General features: G+C 69.2%; 13 protein-coding genes. 7 read left to right on the plus strand and 6 right to left on the minus strand.

Annotation, left to right across the window (positions count from 1 at the left end; translation table 11 throughout):
- From VLJ82_RS04070 to VLJ82_RS04090, 5 genes are all read left to right on the plus strand, one after another.
- Positions 1 to 2514 (plus strand): aconitate hydratase (locus VLJ82_RS04070; RefSeq protein ID WP_408662044.1); only part of this gene is annotated, 2514 nt, incomplete at its 5' end.
- A 378-nt stretch (positions 2515 to 2892) separates the two neighbouring features.
- On the plus strand, positions 2893 to 4044 hold the full coding sequence (locus tag VLJ82_RS04075; protein ID WP_408662045.1) for a sugar ABC transporter substrate-binding protein: 1152 nt from the start codon (positions 2893 to 2895) through the stop codon (positions 4042 to 4044).
- Between the two features lie 116 nt (positions 4045 to 4160).
- Positions 4161 to 4937: an ATP-binding cassette domain-containing protein gene (locus tag VLJ82_RS04080; RefSeq protein ID WP_408662046.1), complete on the plus strand. Its 777-nt coding sequence runs from the start codon at positions 4161 to 4163 to the stop codon at positions 4935 to 4937.
- A 1-nt stretch (position 4938) separates the two neighbouring features.
- Positions 4939 to 6318: a sugar ABC transporter permease gene (locus VLJ82_RS04085; RefSeq protein ID WP_408662047.1), complete on the plus strand. Its 1380-nt coding sequence runs from the start codon at positions 4939 to 4941 to the stop codon at positions 6316 to 6318.
- A gap of 108 nt (positions 6319 to 6426) precedes the next feature.
- Positions 6427 to 7638: an ROK family protein gene (locus VLJ82_RS04090; RefSeq protein ID WP_408662048.1), complete on the plus strand. Its 1212-nt coding sequence runs from the start codon at positions 6427 to 6429 to the stop codon at positions 7636 to 7638.
- Positions 7639 to 7942: 304 nt separating this feature from the next.
- On the opposite strand, the gene VLJ82_RS04095 is transcribed toward VLJ82_RS04090, so the two are convergent.
- From VLJ82_RS04095 to VLJ82_RS04120, 6 genes are all read right to left on the minus strand, one after another.
- Positions 7943 to 8065, minus strand: coding sequence for a type II toxin-antitoxin system RelE family toxin (locus VLJ82_RS04095; protein WP_408662049.1), 123 nt, complete (start codon positions 8063 to 8065; stop codon positions 7943 to 7945).
- 154 nt (positions 8066 to 8219) lie between these two features.
- Positions 8220 to 8498 carry a type II toxin-antitoxin system Phd/YefM family antitoxin gene (locus VLJ82_RS04100; RefSeq protein WP_408662050.1) on the minus strand — a complete coding sequence of 93 codons (279 nt, stop codon included), beginning with the start codon at positions 8496 to 8498 and terminating at the stop codon, positions 8220 to 8222.
- A gap of 20 nt (positions 8499 to 8518) precedes the next feature.
- Positions 8519 to 10432 (minus strand): ABC transporter ATP-binding protein, encoded by a 1914-nt coding sequence (locus VLJ82_RS04105; RefSeq protein ID WP_408662055.1) that lies wholly within the window; start codon positions 10430 to 10432, stop codon positions 8519 to 8521.
- A 141-nt stretch (positions 10433 to 10573) separates the two neighbouring features.
- Complete coding sequence (locus tag VLJ82_RS04110) at positions 10574 to 11386, minus strand: enoyl-CoA hydratase/isomerase family protein (RefSeq protein WP_408662056.1); 813 nt, start codon at positions 11384 to 11386, stop codon at positions 10574 to 10576.
- Entirely contained in the window at positions 11383 to 11598 is a 216-nt protein-coding gene (locus VLJ82_RS04115; RefSeq protein ID WP_408662051.1) for a helix-turn-helix domain-containing protein, read from the minus strand. The genes VLJ82_RS04110 and VLJ82_RS04115 overlap by 4 nt, the downstream gene beginning before the upstream one ends.
- Positions 11599 to 11772: 174 nt before the next feature.
- Positions 11773 to 13377: an ABC-F family ATP-binding cassette domain-containing protein gene (locus VLJ82_RS04120; protein ID WP_408662052.1), complete on the minus strand. Its 1605-nt coding sequence runs from the start codon at positions 13375 to 13377 to the stop codon at positions 11773 to 11775.
- 179 nt (positions 13378 to 13556) lie between these two features.
- Here VLJ82_RS04120 and ypfJ point away from each other — a divergent pair, with 179 nt between their 5' ends.
- Together ypfJ and VLJ82_RS04130 are read left to right on the plus strand one after the other, a co-directional pair.
- A complete protein-coding gene (ypfJ, locus tag VLJ82_RS04125; RefSeq protein ID WP_408662053.1) occupies positions 13557 to 14504 on the plus strand; it encodes a KPN_02809 family neutral zinc metallopeptidase in 948 nt (315 codons plus the stop codon).
- Between the two features lie 173 nt (positions 14505 to 14677).
- A partial coding sequence (locus VLJ82_RS04130; RefSeq protein WP_408662054.1) for a tetratricopeptide repeat protein occupies positions 14678 to 17715 on the plus strand: 3038 nt, incomplete at its 3' end.

Raw genomic sequence — 17715 nt, forward strand, 5'->3', positions numbered from 1 at the left:
CCGGCCGAGCTGGTGATCGACCACTCGGTGATCGCCGACCTGTTCGGCGGCCCGGACGCCTTCGCCGGCAACGTGGACCTGGAGTACCAGCGCAACTTCGAGCGCTACCAGTTCCTGCGCTGGGGCCAGAGCGCGTTCGACGAGTTCAAGGTGGTGCCGCCGGGCACCGGCATCGTGCACCAGGTCAACATCGAGCACCTGGCGCGGGTGGTCTTCGGCCGCGAAATCGGCGGTGAGTTGACCGCCTACCCGGACACCGTGGTCGGCACCGACTCGCACACCACCATGATCAACGGGCTGGGCATCGTGGGCTGGGGGGTCGGCGGCATCGAGGCCGAGGCCGCCATGCTCGGCCAGCCGGTGTCGATGCTGATTCCCCGGGTGGTCGGCTTCAAGCTGACCGGCGAGCTGCCCGAGGCCGCCACCGCCACCGACCTGGTGCTGACCATCACCGAGATGCTGCGCGAGCACGGGGTGGTCGGCAAGTTCGTGGAGTTCTACGGCGACGGGGTGGCGGCCGTCCCGCTGGCCAACCGGGCCACCATCGGCAACATGAGCCCGGAGTACGGCTCCACCATCGCGGTGTTCCCGATCGACGACGAGACCCTGAAGTACCTGGAGCTGACCGGCCGCAGCTCCGAGCAGCTGGACCTGGTGCAGGCCTACGCCAAGGCGCAGGGGCTCTGGCACGACCCGGCGCGCGAGGCCGAGTACTCCGAGTACCTGGAGCTGGACCTGGGCAGCGTGGTGCCCTCGATCGCGGGGCCCAAGCGGCCGCAGGACCGGGTCTCGCTCACCGACGCCAAGACCGCCTTCCGGTCCGCGCTCGGCGCCTACGTCGACGAACCGGCCGGGCATCCGGCCATCCCGCACAACGGACAGGATGAGGCGGTGGTCGAGTCCTTCCCGGCCAGCGACCCGCCCAGCCACAACGGCGGCGGGACCGAGGCCGCCCCCGGTCAACTGGAATCCACCGGTGTGCCAGGCACCGGCAACGGCCGGCCGAGCGCGGCCACCCGGGTGAGCCTGCCCGACGGCACCGAGTTCGAACTGGACCACGGCGCGGTGACCATCGCCGCGATCACCTCGTGCACCAACACCTCCAACCCGTCGGTGATGATCGGAGCCGCGCTGCTGGCCAAGAAGGCGGTCGAGCGCGGCCTGACCCGCAAGCCCTGGGTCAAGACCACGCTGGCGCCGGGTTCGAAGGTGGTCAGCGACTACTACGACCGGGCGGGCCTGACCCCCTACCTGGACAAGCTCGGGTTCAACCTGGTCGGCTACGGCTGCACCACCTGCATCGGCAACTCCGGCCCGCTGATCCCGGAGGTGAGCGCGGCGGTCAACGAAGCCGACCTGGCGGTCACGGCGGTGCTGTCGGGCAACCGCAACTTCGAAGGCCGGATCAATCCGGACGTCAAGATGAACTACCTGGCCTCCCCGCCGTTGGTGGTCGCCTACGCCCTGGCCGGCACGATGGACATCGACCTGTACAGCGAGCCGCTGGGCACCGACCAGGACGGCAACCCGGTGTACCTGCGCGACATCTGGCCGAGTCCCGCCGAGATCGAAGAGGTGGTCACCTCCTCGATCGCCCGCGAGATGTTCGTGACCGACTACTCCGACGTCTTCGCCGGCGACGAGCGCTGGCAGTCACTGCCCACCCCGCAGGGCCGGACCTTCACCTGGGACGCGGACTCGACCTACGTCCGCAAGCCCCCGTACTTCGACGGCATGCAGCGCGAGCCGTCCCCGGTCACCGACATCAGCGGTGCCCGGGTGCTGGTCAAGGTGGGCGACTCGGTGACCACCGACCACATCAGCCCGGCCGGTTCCATCCGGGTGGACTCGCCGGCCGGCAAGTACCTGGCCGAGCACGGCGTGCAACGCCGCGACTTCAACTCCTACGGTTCCCGGCGTGGCAACCACGAGGTGATGATCCGGGGCACCTTCGCCAACATCCGGCTGCGCAACCAGATCGCTCCGGGAACCGAGGGCGGTTTCACCCGCGACTTCAGCGGCGGCGGCGACCCGGCCAACGCGCCGGTGACCACCATCTACGACGCCTCGGTGAGCTACGCCGAGGCCGGCACCCCGCTGGTGATCCTGGCCGGCAAGGAGTACGGCTCCGGGTCCTCGCGGGACTGGGCGGCCAAGGGCACCGCGCTGCTCGGCGTCCGGGCGGTGATCGCCGAGTCCTACGAGCGGATTCACCGGTCCAACCTGATCGGGATGGGCGTGCTGCCACTGCAGTACCCCAAGGGCGAGAACGCCGAGACGCTGGGGCTGACTGGCACCGAGACCTTCGACATCGTGGGGGTGACGGCGCTGAACGACGGCCGGATCCCGAACGAGGTCGAGGTCCGGGCCACCCCGGCGACGGCGGACGGCTCAGCCGGTGGCGGCGAGCCGTGGACGTTCACCGCCACGGTGCGCATCGACACCCCCGGCGAGGCCGAGTACTACCGGCACGGCGGAATCATGCAGTACGTGCTGCGCTCGCTGCTGGACTGACGCCCGCTGCTGGACTGACGGCCCCCGCGCTGGACTGACACCCGCCGCCGGGCTGCGGCCCGCCGCTCGACTCACTCACCGGCCGGCGCAGCCCGCGGCGCCATCCCTCGCGATGGGTGTGATACCCACGCGTCGTCCCGGCGACCGCTGGGTATCACACAGGGCGAACGAGGCCGAAACCCCCGCTCAGTGTGTGCTTGTTGTTAAGCAGAATCGTCTAGACCACACGGCTCAGCACGCATCGGTAACAACTCGGTGTCGGGGTCTTTGCTGTTGCGCAACTTCGGGGATATGTTTCCGCCGACAACATTTCTTCCGATCGACGCCCTCACTGACAGCCGCGCCGTCGATCCTGCACCGCGAAAGGCGGAATTGCCCATGCGCAAGAGCGCAATCGGCCTCATCGTTGTCGGGGCCGCGGCCTCGCTCGCGCTGGCCGCATGTTCCTCGGACAAGAACGATGACAACTCCGCCCCCGCCGGCGGCAGCAGCACCAGCGCAAGCAGCAGCGCCTCCGCCAGCTCCGGCTCGGGCGGCGCGCTCGACGGCAAGGGCGCCAAGGTCGGCATCATCCTGCCCGACACCCAGTCCTCGCAGCGCTGGGTCACCTCCGACCCGAACGCGATGGCGGCCGAGTGCAAGAAGGTCAACCTCGACTGCGACATCCAGAACGCGCAGAACGACGCCGGCAAGATGAAGACCATCGCCGAGAGCATGGCCAACAACGGCGTGAAGGTGCTGATGATCACCAACCTGGACTCGGCGTCCGGCGCGGCCATCCAGCAGGAGGCGCAGAGCAAGGGCATCACCACTATCGACTACGACCGGCTCACCCTGGGTGGCAAGGCCGCGCTCTACATCTCCTACGACAACGTGGCGGTCGGCACCGCGCAGGGCAACGCGCTGGTCAAGTGCCCGCAGGTGGCCGGCAAGAGCTCGGTGACCTACGTCGACGTCAACGGCGCACCGACCGACAACAACGCCACCCTGTTCAAGCAGGGCTACGACGGCGTGCTGTCCAAGCAGCCGGGCTGGAAGAAGGCCGACGACCAGTCCATCGCCAAGTGGGACAACGCGGTCGCCGGCACCACCTTCACCGCCATGCTGCGCAAGACCCCGGGCATCAACGCGGTGATGGTGGCCAACGACGGCATGGCCAACTCGGTGATCGCGGCGCTGAAGAACCAGAAGCTGAACGGCAAGGTGGCGGTGTCCGGCCAGGACGCCACCGCGCAGGGCCTGCAGAACATCATGAGCGGCGACCAGTGCTTCAGCATCTACAAGCCGTCGGCGCAGGAGGCGGTGCCGGCCATCGACGCGATCGCCCAGATCGTCAACGGCCAGACCCCGACCACCACCGGGACCATCAAGGACACCCAGACCGGCCAGGACGTGCCGGCCATCCTGGCCACCCCGATCGCGATCACCAAGGAGAACGTGGCCCAGCCGATCAACGACGGCTACACCCCGAAGGACCAGGTCTGCACCGGTAACTTTGCCGCCCTGTGCAGCCAGAACGGCGTCAAGTAAGTAGGTAACCCCGAGTTCCGTGGTGGGGCGGCGAGCGCTTCGAGCCCCGCCGCCCCACCGCGGCTACTCCCGTCTTTCCAGCAGTCATCCCCCCGCCAGCAGAGGCAGGAACAGCCATGGCCGAACCGACTTTGAGCCTGCGAGCGATCAACAAGAGCTTCGGACCGGTGGAGGTGCTGCGCAGCGTCGACTTCGACGCCTACGCAGGCCAGGTCACCGCGCTGGTGGGTGACAACGGCGCCGGCAAGTCCACCCTGGTCAAGTGCATCGGTGGCACGTACACGATCGATTCCGGCGAGTTCTTCTTCGAAGGCCGCGAGGTGCACGTGCACAGCCCGCGGCAGGCCTCCGAACTCGGCATCGAGATCGTCTACCAGGACCTGGCGCTGTGCGACAACCTCGACATCGTGCAGAACATGTTCCTGGGCCGGGAGTCGCTGTCCGGCCCGGTGCTCGACGAGATCGCCATGGAGAAGGCGGCCGCCGGCGCGCTGGAGTCGCTGCACGTACGCACCGTCAAGTCGGTCCGGCAGCGGGTGTCGAGCCTGTCCGGCGGCCAGCGCCAGACGGTGGCGATCGCCAAGTCGGTGCTCTGGCAGTCCAAGGTGGTGCTGCTGGACGAACCCACCGCCGCCCTCGGCGTGGCCCAGACCGCCCAGGTGCTCGAGCTGGTCCGCCGGCTCGCCGACCAGGGCATCGCCGTGGTGCTGATCAGCCACAACATGAACGACGTGCTGCAGGTGGCCGACCGCATCGCGGTGCTCTACCTGGGCCGGATGGCGGCCATCGTGGACCGCAAGGAGGTCGACCAACAACAGCTGGTCGAGCTGATCACCACCGGCCGAACCGGCACCATCGGCCTGCCAGCCAGCAGCGCGACCGCAGGAGTGTGACATGACCACCTCGAGCGTGACCCCGGAGTCCAGCCCGACCAGCACCGACCCCGACACCGCCCCGGCGCACGGGGACCTGGCCGCGGTGGCCGCCACCGCCCCGATCGAGGGCGGCATCAGCGACTACTTCCGCACCTACACCCAACGGGTGCGCAGCGGCGACATGGGCTCGCTGCCGGCGGTGGCGGGCCTGGTGGTGCTGGTCATCGTGTTCTGGATCCTGCACCCGACGTTCGGCTCGCTGGCCAACTTCTCCGACCTGCTCAAGCAGTCCTCCCCCACCATCTTCATCGCGATGGGGCTGGTCTTCGTCCTGCTGCTCGGTGAGATCGACCTGGCGGCCGGCACCGCGGCCGGCGTCTGCGCGGCCCTGATGGCCCGGCTGTCGGTCGGCTACGACTGGCCCTGGCCGGCCGCGATCGGCGCCGCGCTGGTCTGCGGGCTGGTGATCGGCACGTTCACCGGCTGGCTGTGCGCCAAGGTGCGCATCCCGTCCTTCGTGGTCACCCTGGCGCTGTTCCTGGCCTTCCAAGGCGTGGAGCTGTTCTTCGTGCTGAACGGCAAGGGGGCGCACGGCAACATCTCGATCACCGACGACTTCATCACCGACCTCTACAACGGCCAGATGTCACCCTGGCTCGGCTGGCTGCTGGTCGTGGTGGCGGTGGTCGGCTACGGGCTGGTCAAGCTGCAGCAGGTGACCTCGCGCAGCCGGGCGGGGCTGATCGCCGAGCCGGTCTCGCTGGTGGCGCTCAAGGTGGCGGCGCTGGCAGCGCTGCTGGTGGTGGCGGTGTATCTGCTCAACCGCAACCGGGGCGGCACCGGCGGCACCCAGCTGATCAACCAGGGCGGCAAGCTGGTGATGGTCCGACCGCCGGCCCTGCAGGGCGTGCCGTGGGTGGTGCTGCTGATCGGCTTCTTCTTCACCGTGTGGACCTTCGTGCTCTCCCGCACCCGGTACGGCCGGCACGTCTACGCCGTCGGCGGCAACACCGAGGCGGCCCACCGGGCCGGTATCCGGACCGACCGGATCCGGATCTCGGTGTTCGTGATCAGCTCGTTCATGGCCGCCATCGGCGGTGTGCTGATCGCGTCGAACACCCACTCGGTGGACGCCAACACCGGCGGCGGCAACACCCTGCTGCTGGCGGTGGGCGCGGCGGTGATCGGCGGCACCAGCCTGTTCGGCGGTCGCGGGCGCCCGGCGGACGCGGTGATCGGCGGCCTGGTGGTCGCGGTGATCGCCAACGGCATGGCCGACCTGGTGCAGGGCAACAACCGCGACTCGATCCAGTACATCGTCACCGGCGCGGTGCTGCTGCTGGCCGCGGCGGTGGATGCACTGTCCCGGCGCCGGGCGGGTGCCGCCGGCCTGGGCTGACCCGGCCGGTCCTGATGCCCGGGCGGCTGAGTCCGGCGCGTCCGGTTACGTGCCGTTCCCGGCAGAGACATCCTTGCCAGAAAACGTTCTCGGCAGAAAGGTGGGTCGTTGGCCGCGCAACGGGTTGCCGTTCGACCGGAGGAGATCCGCCGGCACAACCTCAGCCAACTGCTCCGCTCGATCCACCAGCACGGTGAGCTGACCCGGGCAGACCTGACCGCCGCGATGGGCCTCAACCGCAGCACCATCGGCGCCCTGGTGTCCGACCTGGTGGCGCTCGGGCTGGTCACCGAGTACGTGCCGTCCGGGCGGGACCGGGCCGGCCGGCCGTCGCACGTGGTGGCGCCCCGGCCGGACGGCCCGTACGTGCTGGCCGTCGAGGTGGCCGTCGAGCGGATCGTCACCGCGGCGGTGGGGCTGGGCGGCACCGTGCACGACCGGCGGGTCACCGCCATCGACAACGCCGACCGGCTGCCGCAGGCGGTGGTCGGCCAGATCGTCTCCGACGCCGCGTGGCTGGCCGACCGGCTGCCCGGCTCGCAGGGGGCGGTGGGCGTCGGGGTCAGCATCCCGGGCACCGTGCGGCGTCGGGACGGCTTCGTCGAGCACGCTCCGAACCTGAACTGGCGGGCGGTGCCGTTCGCGGCGCTGCTGGCCAAGCGGATGCCCCGGCACCTGGACGTGCAGGTCGGCAACGACGCCGACCTGGGCGCGGTCGCCGAGCACCAGCGCGGCGCGGCGATCGGCTACGACAACGTCGTCTACCTCAACGGCAGCGTCGGGGTGGGCGGCGGCATCATCGCCGAGGGCAGCCAGTTGCACGGGGCCGGCGGCTACGCCGGCGAGATCGGGCACATGACGGTGAACCCGGACGGTCCGCCGTGCCACTGCGGCAGTACCGGCTGCATCGAGACCTACATCGGCGAGCACGCCCTGCTGCGGGCGGCCGGGGTCACCGACCAGCACGGGCCGAAGGTGGTGGCGGCGGTGTTCTCCGAAGCCGCGGCCGGTGACCGGCGGGCGGTGGCCGCCGTGCACACGGTGGCGATCTGGCTCGGCCGGTGCCTGGCCAACGTGGTCAACTGCTTCAATCCGCAGGTCATCGTGGTCGGTGGCTCGCTGGCCGAGGTGGTCCGGCTGGACCGGGTGTCGGTGGAGACCGAACTGGACCGCCGTGCCATGGCCGCCGCTCGGGCCGGCGTGCAGGTGCTGCTCCCCGGCCTCGACCAGGACTCCGCCCTGATCGGCGCCGCAGAGCTGGCGTTCGGAAACCTGCTGGCTTCGCCGGACGAGATGGTCGCCTCGCTTGCCGTCACCTGAGTTCGGCTCGGATGGTTTTAAGATTGACAGTGGTCAACTCGGCGGTACGCTGAGACCAGCCCGAGGCACTAGCCGAGGGAAGTGGGCCCGGCTCCTCTCCGGACGGTGAGCAGCCGGGCTTCGCGCTGTCATGGGTCTCGTGTGCCCTACTCCCAACGCTGTCCCATGAAGCACTCTAGGTCCAGAATCGGACGGAGGCGCTCGCGCCAGGTGCCGCCCCGGCCATACCCGATTGACCTTAGCCAGACGAGAGAATGGGCTCGTTGATCGCGACTTGAGCAGCTGGGAGCGGTGAGCCTGCATCTCACCGTGAGCGGTACACGTCACCACGCCGGGCGATCTTGAGGACGTACATCGTCTTGGCGTCATCGTCGAGTCGGTAGATGACGCGAAAGTCCCCGCGCCGGGCAGCCCATCGTCCGGTCAACTCACCCGCAGTGGCTTGCCGCGACGCTTCGGCTCTTCGGCGAGGCTGCCGAAAATGAAAGCCACCAGCGGCTCGGCCACCCGTGGCGGGACCGCCTGCAGGCTCCGCAACGCGGCTGCGGTGAGCACCGTGCGGTACTCCGGCGTGCCCCGAGTCACCGCTTCGGGGATAAGTTCAACGCCTGCCGGACCTGAGTCTCGTCGTAGACCCGCCCCGCCACGATGTCATTTTCGGCTTGGGCGAGGTCTTCACGGATACCTGGCTGCGAGAGCCAGAACAGTGTCTCCTGCACCGACTCCCATTCCGCGGCCGACACCATGACGACCGCGGGCCGGCCATTGCGGGTAATCGTGTACTGCTCGTGCTCCCGTTCCGCACGCTCTACGTACTCGAACAGATGGGCTTTCAGATCGGACAGCGACGTCGTCTGCACATGTCCATGATGGACCTGGGTCAGCTGACTACCTCGGCTTCGACGTCCGCGTCGCGAGCTTCGCTGCTTGGCGCGAACTGGGTGCGGTACAGCTCGGCGTACAGCCCGTCGGCGCGCAGCAGCTCCTCGTGGGTGCCGGACTCCACGATCCGGCCCTCGTCGATCACCAGCACCTGGTCGGCGGACCGGATGGTGGACAGCCGGTGCGCGATCACCAGCGACGTCCGGCGTTCCAGCGCCACCGCGAGTGCGGTCTGCACCGCCCGCTCGCTCTCGGAGTCCAGGTGGGCGGTGGCCTCGTCCAGGATCACGATCGGCGGGGCCTTGAGCAGCAGCCGGGCGATCGCGATCCGCTGCTTCTCCCCGCCGGAAAGCCGGTAGCCCCGGTCGCCCACCACGGTGTCGAGCCGGTCGGGCAGCTCGGCGATCTTGTCGGCGATGTTGGCCGCGGTCAGCGCCTGCCACAGCTCCGCGTCGCTGGCCTGAGGCTTGGCGTAGCGCAGGTTGTTGGCGATGGTGTCGTGGAACAGGTGGGCGTCCTGGCTGACCACCCCGATCACGTCCCGCAGCGACTGCTGGGTGACCGACCGGACGTCCTGCCCGCCGACCCGCACCGCGCCGGACCGGACGTCGTAGATCCGCGGCACCAGCTGGCTGATGGTGGTCTTGCCGGCGCCGGACGGGCCGACCAGCGCGATCATCTGCCCAGCCTCGGCGGTGAAGCTGACCCCGCGCAGCACGTCCTGGGTGGGTGTCTGGTCCAGCACCGCGACGTCCTCCAGCGAGGCCAGCGACACCTCGGCAGCACTCGGGTAGGAGAACCACACGTCGTCGAAGGAGATCGTCGCAGCGTTCGGGGCGATCGGCACCGCGCCCGGGGCGTCGTCGATCAGCGGGGCGAGGTCGAGCACCTCGAAGACCCGGTCGAAGCTGACCAGGGCGCTCATCACGTCCACCCGGACATTGGACAGCTGCATGAGGGGCCCGTACAGCCGCGACAGCAGCAGCGCCAGGGTGACCACGGTGCCGGTGGACAGCTGCCCGGTCAGCGCGTAGTAGCCGCCCAGGCCGTAGACCAGCGCCTGGGCCAGGCTAGCCACCAGGCTGAGCGCGGCGAACAGGGCACGGCCGTACATCGCCGACCGGACGCCGATGTCGCGCACCCGGGCGGCCCGCGAGCTGAACGACGCCGACTCCTCCTCGGGCTTGCCGAACAGCTTCACCAGCAGCGCCCCGGAGACGTTGAACCGCTCGGTCATGGTGGCGTTCATCGAGGCATTCAGGCCGTAGGACTCGCGGGTGATGACCTGCAGCGTGGCGCCGACCCGCTTGGCCGGCAGCACGAACACCGGCAGCAGCACCAGTGCCAGCGCGGTGATCTGCCAGGACAGCGTGAACATCACCGCCGCGGTGAAGGTCAGGCTGACGATGTTGCTGACCACTCCGGACAGCGTCGAGGTGAAGGCCTGCTGGGCGCCGAGCACGTCGCTGTTGAGCCGGCTGACCAGGGCACCGGTCTGGGTGCGGGTGAAGAAGGCCAGCGGCATCCGCTGCACGTGGTTGAACACCGAGGTGCGCAGATCGAAGATCAGGCCCTCGCCGATCCGGGAGGAGTACCAGCGCTGGGCCAGCGACAGGCCGGCGTCCACCACCGCCAGACCCGCGATGATCACCGCGATCCAGACCACCACCCGGACCTCGCCGTGGCCGGTGATCTGGTTGACCACCCGGCCGGCCAGCACCGGGGTGGCGACGCCGATCAGCGCATCCAGAACGATGATCACCAGGAAGAACAGCAGCTCGAGGCGGTACGGCCGGGCGAAGGCGATCACCCGGCGGGCGGTGCCGGCCCGCAGCGCCCGCTTGGACAGCGTGGAGTCCCGGCGCATCGATCGCATCACCGAGTAGCCGCCGTGCATGCCGCCGCCCGGCATCATCGCGTCATCACCGCTCGATTATCCGGACTGCCGGAACCGGCCGCTGCCCGCCCAGGGTCTAATTCGCTGGCAGCGCAAACTTCGCCAACCCCGCTCCGGCGCCATCCAGCGTTCCTGGGAATCCGGGAGCCGCCCCCGCTACTCGGGCAGGCCAGCCAGCACCCGCAACTGCCGGTGCTGGGCCTCCCGCTCGGCCCGCTCCTGATCGCTCTGGGACCGGTCGGCAGCGGCCAGCAGCAGCGCCTTGATCTCCGCCACCGCGGACGCCGGCTTCTCCAGGATGCTGGCCACGAACCGCTCCCCCGCCGCGGCCAGCTCGTCCGGGGCGACCACCGAGCTGACCAGCCCGATCCGCTCGGCCTCGGCGGCGTCCACCCGGCGGCCGGTCAGGCAGATCTCGGCGGCCCGGGAGTAGCCGACCAGCTCCACCAGCCGCTTGGTGCCACCCAGGTCGGGCACCAGGCCGAGGCTGACCTCGGCCATGGTGAACCGGGCGTCCGAGGCGGCGATCCGGACGTCGCAGGCCAGGCTGAGCTGGAAGCCGGCCCCGACCGCGTGGCCCTGCACCAGCGCGAGGCTGACCAGTCCGGGACGCGCGAAGACGCCCAGGCCGTGCTGGTAGCTGGCGATCTCGGCGCTGGCCTCGTCGTGCCCCATCCGGGCCAGCTGCAGCACGCCGGGGATGCCCTCGATGCCGTCGGGGGTGAACAGCGCCCGGTCCAGCCCGGCCGAGAAGGACGAGCCCTCGCCGCGCACCACCAGCACCCGCACCGTGCCGGGCAGCGCGTTGACCGTCCGGCTCAGCCAGGCCCAGGTCAACGGGGTCTGGGCGTTGCGCTTGGCCGGCCGGTTCAGCGTGACGGTGGCAACCTGGTCAGCCTGGGACAGCTGGACGCCGAACCCGGCGTCGGCCGGGATGCCGGACGCCCAGGTAGCAGTCCCGGCCGTCAGGAGACGTTCTTCTTTCCCCGGGTGGCGCCGCCGCGGCTGCGCAGCGACACCTCGTTCTCGCTCAGCAACCGGTGGATGAAGCCGTAGGAGCGGCCGTGGCTGTCCGCCAGTTCGCGGATGCTGCGGCCCTTCTCATACTGCTTCTTGACTTCGATCGCCAACTTGCTTCGGTCGGGCCCCGTGATGCGGGCGCCCTTTTTCAGATCAGCCACCGTCAGTCCTCTCATTGGATGCCGAGCGCCGTGATCCTTTTTGCACGCAATCACCTTGCTAGCAGGCCGGCCAGCCCACCGCAATGGGCAACTCGCACGGCTGCAGTCAATGTGGGCGATCCAGTCAAGGACCCGGACCGGCGCGATCAGGTCGGGCGCGGAGCGCCGGCGGCGTCAGGCCAGCGCGATCAGGTCTGCCAGGTCGGCGCTCCAGGAGTCCTCGACCCCGTCGGGCAGCAGGATGACCTTGTCCGGGTTCAGGGCCTGCACCGCGCCCTCGTCGTGCGTCACCAGCACGATGGCCCCGGTGTAGCGGCGCAGCGCGTCCAGCACCTGCTGCCGGCTGGCCGGGTCGAGGTTGTTGGTGGGCTCGTCCAGCAGCAGCACGTTGGCCGCGCTGGTCACCAGCATGGCCAGCGCCAGCCGGGTCTTCTCGCCACCGGAGAGCACCCCGGCCGGCTTGTCGACGTCCTCGCCGGAGAACAGGAAGGCGCCCAGCACACTGCGCAGTTGCAGGTCGGCGGGGTCCGGGGCGGCGCTGCGCATGTTCTCCAGCACCGTCCGTTCGGTGTCCAGGGTCTCGTGCTCCTGGGCGTAGTAGCCCAGCCGCAGGCCGTGGCCCTGCACCACCTCACCGGTGTCGGGCTGCTCCGCGCCGGCCAGCAGCCGCAGCAGGGTGGTCTTGCCGGCGCCGTTGAGGCCCAGCACCACCACCCGGGTGCCCCGGTCGATGGCCAGCCCCACGTCGGTGAACACCTCCAGCGAGCCGTAGGACTTCGACAGGCCCTCGGCGGTCAGCGGGGTGCGCCCGCACGGAGCCGGCTCCGGGAAGCGCAGCTTGGCCACCTTGTCGCGCACCCGCACCTCGGCCAGGCCCGCGTCGAGCGCGTCGGCACGGCGCAGCATCTGCTGGGCGGCCTTGGCCTTAGTGGCCTTGGCCCGCATCTTGTCGGCCTGCCCGCGCAGCGCGTCGATCTTGCGCTCGGCGTTGGCTCGCTCCCGGTTGCGGCGCCGCTCGTCGGCCTCGCGCTGGCCGAGGTAGGTCTTCCAGCCGACGTTGTAGACGTCCACCACGCTGCGGTTGGCATCGAGGTACCAGACCTTGTTGACCACCGCGTCCAGCAGCTCCACGTCGTGGCTGACCACGATCAGGCCGCCCTTGTGCCCCTTGAGGAAGTCGCGCAGCCAGGTGATCGAGTCGGCGTCGAGGTGGTTGGTGGGCTCGTCCAGCAGCAGGGTGGAGGGCTCGCCGGCCGAGTCGGCGAACAGGATCCGGGCCAGCTCGATGCGCCTGCGCTGCCCGCCGGACAGCGTCCCCAGCGGTTGGGCCAGCACCCGCTCGGGCAGGCCCAGGTGCGCGCAGATCCGGGCTGCCTCGGCTTCGGCGGCATACCCGCCGAGGCTGGAGAACCGCTCCTCGAGCTGGCCGTAGCGGCGGACCAGCGCCTCGTCGCCGTGCTCGTCGGCCAGCCGGTGCCCGACCGCGGTGAGCTCGTGCAGGATCGCGTCCAGGCCGCGGGCCGACAGCACCCGGTCACCGGCCTTCTGGGCGAGGTCGCCGGTGCGGGGGTCCTGCGGCAGATAGCCGACCGGGGAGCTGCTGCTCAGCTGGCCGGCGTGCGGCAGCGCCTCGCCGGCCAGCACTTTGAGGGTGGTGGTCTTGCCGGCGCCGTTGCGGCCGACCAGCCCGATCCGGTCGCCGGGCTGGACCCGCAGCGTGGTGGGTTCCAGGAGCAGCCGGGCACCCGCGCGCAGTTCCAGGTCGGTCGCGGTGATCATGGGAGTAGCACTTTCGGTTTCGGGCTGGCGGGCCGGACGGCTGCGGAGGCGGTTGGTCCAATGCTCAGCGCGGAACGGTGCTCACGTCTGACCAGGGTACCGGACCGCGGGCCAGGTACCGTTTCTCCAGAATGCGGCGGCTCCAGCAACGGGGACCGCTCGACGGCGGATGGTGGACGATGCAGTTCAACGACGACGCCCAGCTCGACACTTCGCAGGTACAGGACGCCCGGGGCGGTGGCGGGTTCGGCGGCCTCGGCGGGAGGGGCGGCCTGGCTGCCGGTGGCGGCGGGCTCGGACTGGTCGGCCTGATCGTGGTGGTGCTGTTCAACGTCCTCGGTGGCGGGGGTGGCGACGGCTCGACCGGCTCGCTGCCCGGCGGCCTGAGCAGCCTCGGCCAGGGCTCCAACCCCAGCTCGGTCGACAACTCCGACCTGGCCAGCGAATGCAAGACCGGTGCCGACGCCAACCAGCGATCGGACTGTGCCATCGTCGCCGACATCGACTCGATCCAGGCGTTCTGGACCAGCGAGCTGCCGGAGCTGGGCAAGCGCTACACCAAGTCCCCCACCGTGTTCTTCACCGGCCAGGTCAGCACCGGCTGCGGGGCCGCCGACTCCGGGGTGGGCCCGTTCTACTGCCCGGCGGACAAGAAGGTCTACATCGACCTGCAGTTCTTCGACGAGCTCAAGACCCAGTTCGGCGCCACCGGCGGGCCGTTCGTCAACGCCTACGTGCTGGCCCACGAGTACGGCCACCATGTGCAGGACCTGCTGGGCATCTCGGGCAAGATCGACCGCGGGACCGGCGCGAACTCCGACTCGGTACGGCTGGAACTGCAGGCCGACTGCCTGGCCGGGGTGTGGGCCAACCACGCCACCACGGTGCCGGCGGCCAACGGCCGGCCGTTCATCGAGAACCTCACCCAGTCCGACATCAACGCCGCACTGGACACCGCGGGCCGGATCGGCGACGACTGGATCCAGTCCCACCTGGGCAGCGGCGGGGTGGACCAGAGCAAGTTCACCCACGGCTCGTCCGCGCAGCGGCAGAAGTGGTTCGGCACCGGATACAAGGGCGGTGACCCTGCCGGCTGCGACACCTTCGCCGCGTCCAGCCTCGGCTGAGCGACGGCGTAGACGGACACGCGCCAACCGATGGACAGACGATCCTGATAAGTCGGCCGCCTTAGATAACGGTGGAGTAATTCCACCGGCTGGTCCAGAATGCCTGCCGAGTGCCGTTCGCTCGGGCAGGATAGCCAGCGGGTGGTGCGTTGCCTGTCTATGGGGGGACTGAGGTGGCTGAGGGTTCCGCGCTCTTCTTCGGCGTCGCAGTGGACCACTACGACTCGGGCCTCCCCAAACTCGACCATCCGATCGCCGATGTCATTGGGATACAGCGCCTGCTGGTCGGCTTCGAGGGCGAGCCGCTGTGCGACCCAGTTGAGGAGGAGATTCGCGCTCGACTGCGCCAGATCAAGGGACATTTTCCAGACCACGACGGTGTGCTGGTTGCCGTGTGGTCAGGCCATGGCGTTGCCCCCGGGCAGAAGACGTCCCTGCGACTGATGGCCAAGAACAGCGACCCCGACCCGACGGGAGGCCTGTCTCCAACCGATGTGCTCGGACCGTGCGCGTTGTCGGGCGCCAATCAACTGCTGTTCGTGGTGGACACCTGCTTCGCCGGCGGCGCCGTGGATACCGCAGCGATCGCCGCGGAACTGTTCGGGTCGCTGACCACGTCGAGCGCTAGGCCACCCTGGGTGGGAGTTCTCGCGGCCACCCAGGCTGACCTGACGGCTCGCGACGGCGTCTTCGCCAGGGAGTTGCAGCGGCTGTTGGCCGATGGCCCCACAGATCCGGACCTCAAGCGCCGGTGGTCGGTGCACAGTCCCCAAGTGCGGGGTGACGATCTATGCGACGCCTTGCTCAAGGAATGGCCAGCTATCGAGCCTCAACAGCCGGTCTACCAATCGACTGGCAGTGCCTGGTTCATGGTGCGGAATCCACTGTGGGTAGAAAACGCGCCACCGCAGGTCGTCGAGCACCTGCTGCTTGCCGCGCGAAGTGGCGAGGGGCCGCAGTCGTGGTTCACAGGTCGCACCGCAGAAGTCGACCAGGTTGTCGGTTGGGTGCATGAACGTCAGCTCGGCGTGCACGTCATTACCGGTTCCGCTGGTACCGGCAAGTCGGCCGTGCTCGGCCGGGTGGTCAGCGCATCGGTGCAGGCCGAGCGAAAGCGCCTTCTTACGCAGGGTCCACTGGGACATGCTGATCCGGGACTGGGCTCGATCGTTGCCCATGCCCATGCCCGAGGCCTGACTGCGAACCGGCTTGCTGAGGTGCTCAACGCGGGCCTGGAGGCCACTGGTTTCCTGGACCGAACTGAACATGGACGGACCAATGCGAACCTGCTGCTCGGCGCGGTCGAACAGGCCGCGGCTGGTTGGCCGGCCGGCCAGCCTCCGGTACTGGCGGTGGACGGGCTGGATGAGGCCCGAGGCGAAGCCTTCGATATCGCGCGCAACCTGCTGGTCCGGCTAGGTGAATGGGTGACAGTGGTCGTATCGACCCGCAATATTCTCGGCGAGGGTGACAGTCCCGACCTAGTCGGCTCGCTCGGCCACCTGTCCGGTCTTTTAGACCTCGACGATGCCGCAGCTGCGGAGAGTGGGCGGCGGGCCATGCGGTCCTACATCAACAACCGCCTGCGGGGTGTCGCTAAATCCATGGATCCGGAACTGGTCGCCGACGAGTTCCTGAGACGGACTGAGGCAACCTCGGGAGAGCCATTCCTGATCGCACGACTGCTCACCGACCAACTCCGCAAGGATCCGGTCGACACGGCGTCGGATGGCTGGCAGCCGCGGATCGTCACGTCGCTGACGAGTGCGTTTGAGCTGAACCTGGCCATGCTGGAACCCCCTCGGCATCGGATCGGGACGGATTCGGCAAAACTCGGGCGCGAGTTACTTGCCGCCCTGACATGGGCGTACGGTGCGGGTTTTCCGGAGGACGAGTGGCTGTGCGTTTCACAGGCGCTGTCGAACCTGGAACCACCCGCAAACCGTGACGATGTCTCCTGGCTGCTGAATCAGCTCGGCCGGTTCGTCATCCAGGACGGCGAGGGCGGCGTGGCGGTATACCGACTGGCTCATCAAAGCATCGCCGACCTACTGCGAACGGCTCTCTCCGACGAAGCATTTGAAGCCAGGGCCCGCGCCGTGGCGTCGGGGTTGCTGAGGCGTTATCGGAGCTTATTGGAAGACGGGATGCCAACTGAGCAGCCGGTCTACCTCTGGCGGTACGCCTGGCGGCATGCAATTCAGGCCGGCCCAGACGGTCTAGACATGCTACGCGACCTCAGCACCGGTTCACCCTCTCTGCGCCCGGATGTGGCCGTGGCATGTCATGCGCTGAGTACCTATTTGGCTGAGCGACGGGACCCAATAGGCGCGCTTGCCCTTGCCGAGGAGGCCGTCCAGCGGTACCGGGTGCTGGCGACTGAGAACCCGGCCTACCTGCCTAACCTGGCCTCGGCGTTGAGCAACCTCGGCATCTGCTACAGCGAGGTCGGCCGCCGGCAAGAAGCGGTCGCACCGGCCGAGGAAGCCGTCCAGCGGTACCGGACGCTAGCGGCCGAGAACCTGGCTCACCTGCCCGACCTGGCCTCGGCGTTGGGCAAACTCGGCAACCCATACAGCGAGGTCGGCCGCCGGCAAGAAGCGGTCGCACCGGCCGAGGAGGCTGTCCAGCGGTACCGGGTGCTGGCGTCTGAGAACCCGGCCTACCTTCCCGACCTGGCGACGGCGTTGGGCAACCTCGGCATCCGCTACAGCCAGGTCGGCCGCCGGCAAGAAGCGGTCGCACCGGTCGAGGAGGCCGTCCAGATGCGTCGGGTGCTGGCGGCCGAGAACCCGGCCTACCTGCCCGACCTGGCCTCGGCGTTGAGCAACCTCGGCAACCGCTACAGCGAGGTCGGCCGCTGGCAAGAAGCGGTCGCACCGGTCGAGGAGGCCGTCCAGCGGTACCGGACGCTAGCGGCCGAGAACCTGGCTCACCTGCCTAACCTGGCGACGGCGTTGAGCAACCTCGGCATCCGTTACAGCCAGGTCGGCCGCCGGCAAGAAGCGGTCGCACCGGTCGAGGAGGCCGTTCAGATGCGTCGGGTGCTGGCGGCCGAGAACCCGGCCTACCTGCCCGACCTGGCGACGGCGTTGAGCAACCTCGGCAGCCATTACAGCCAGGTCGGCCGCCGGCAAGAAGCGGTCGCACCGGTCGAGGAGGCCGTCCAGATGCGACGGCTGCTGGCGGCCGAGAACCCGGCCTACCTGCC

Source organism: Jatrophihabitans sp. (genome assembly GCF_035474675.1).
GTDB lineage: Bacteria > Actinomycetota > Actinomycetes > Mycobacteriales > Jatrophihabitantaceae > Jatrophihabitans_A.

Bases quoted from the DNA above. Each gene is read 5' to 3' on its own strand.
- ypfJ (WP_408662053.1), top strand. From the start codon at position 13,557: ATGCAGTTCAACGACGACGCCCAGCTCGACACTTCGCAGGTACAGGAC.
- VLJ82_RS04085 (WP_408662047.1), top strand. From the start codon at position 4,939: ATGACCACCTCGAGCGTGACCCCGGAGTCCAGCCCGACCAGCACCGAC.
- VLJ82_RS04080 (WP_408662046.1), top strand. From the start codon at position 4,161: ATGGCCGAACCGACTTTGAGCCTGCGAGCGATCAACAAGAGCTTCGGA.
- VLJ82_RS04075 (WP_408662045.1), top strand. From the start codon at position 2,893: ATGCGCAAGAGCGCAATCGGCCTCATCGTTGTCGGGGCCGCGGCCTCG.
- VLJ82_RS04120 (WP_408662052.1), bottom strand. From the start codon at position 13,377: ATGATCACCGCGACCGACCTGGAACTGCGCGCGGGTGCCCGGCTGCTC.
- VLJ82_RS04105 (WP_408662055.1), bottom strand. From the start codon at position 10,432: ATGCCGGGCGGCGGCATGCACGGCGGCTACTCGGTGATGCGATCGATG.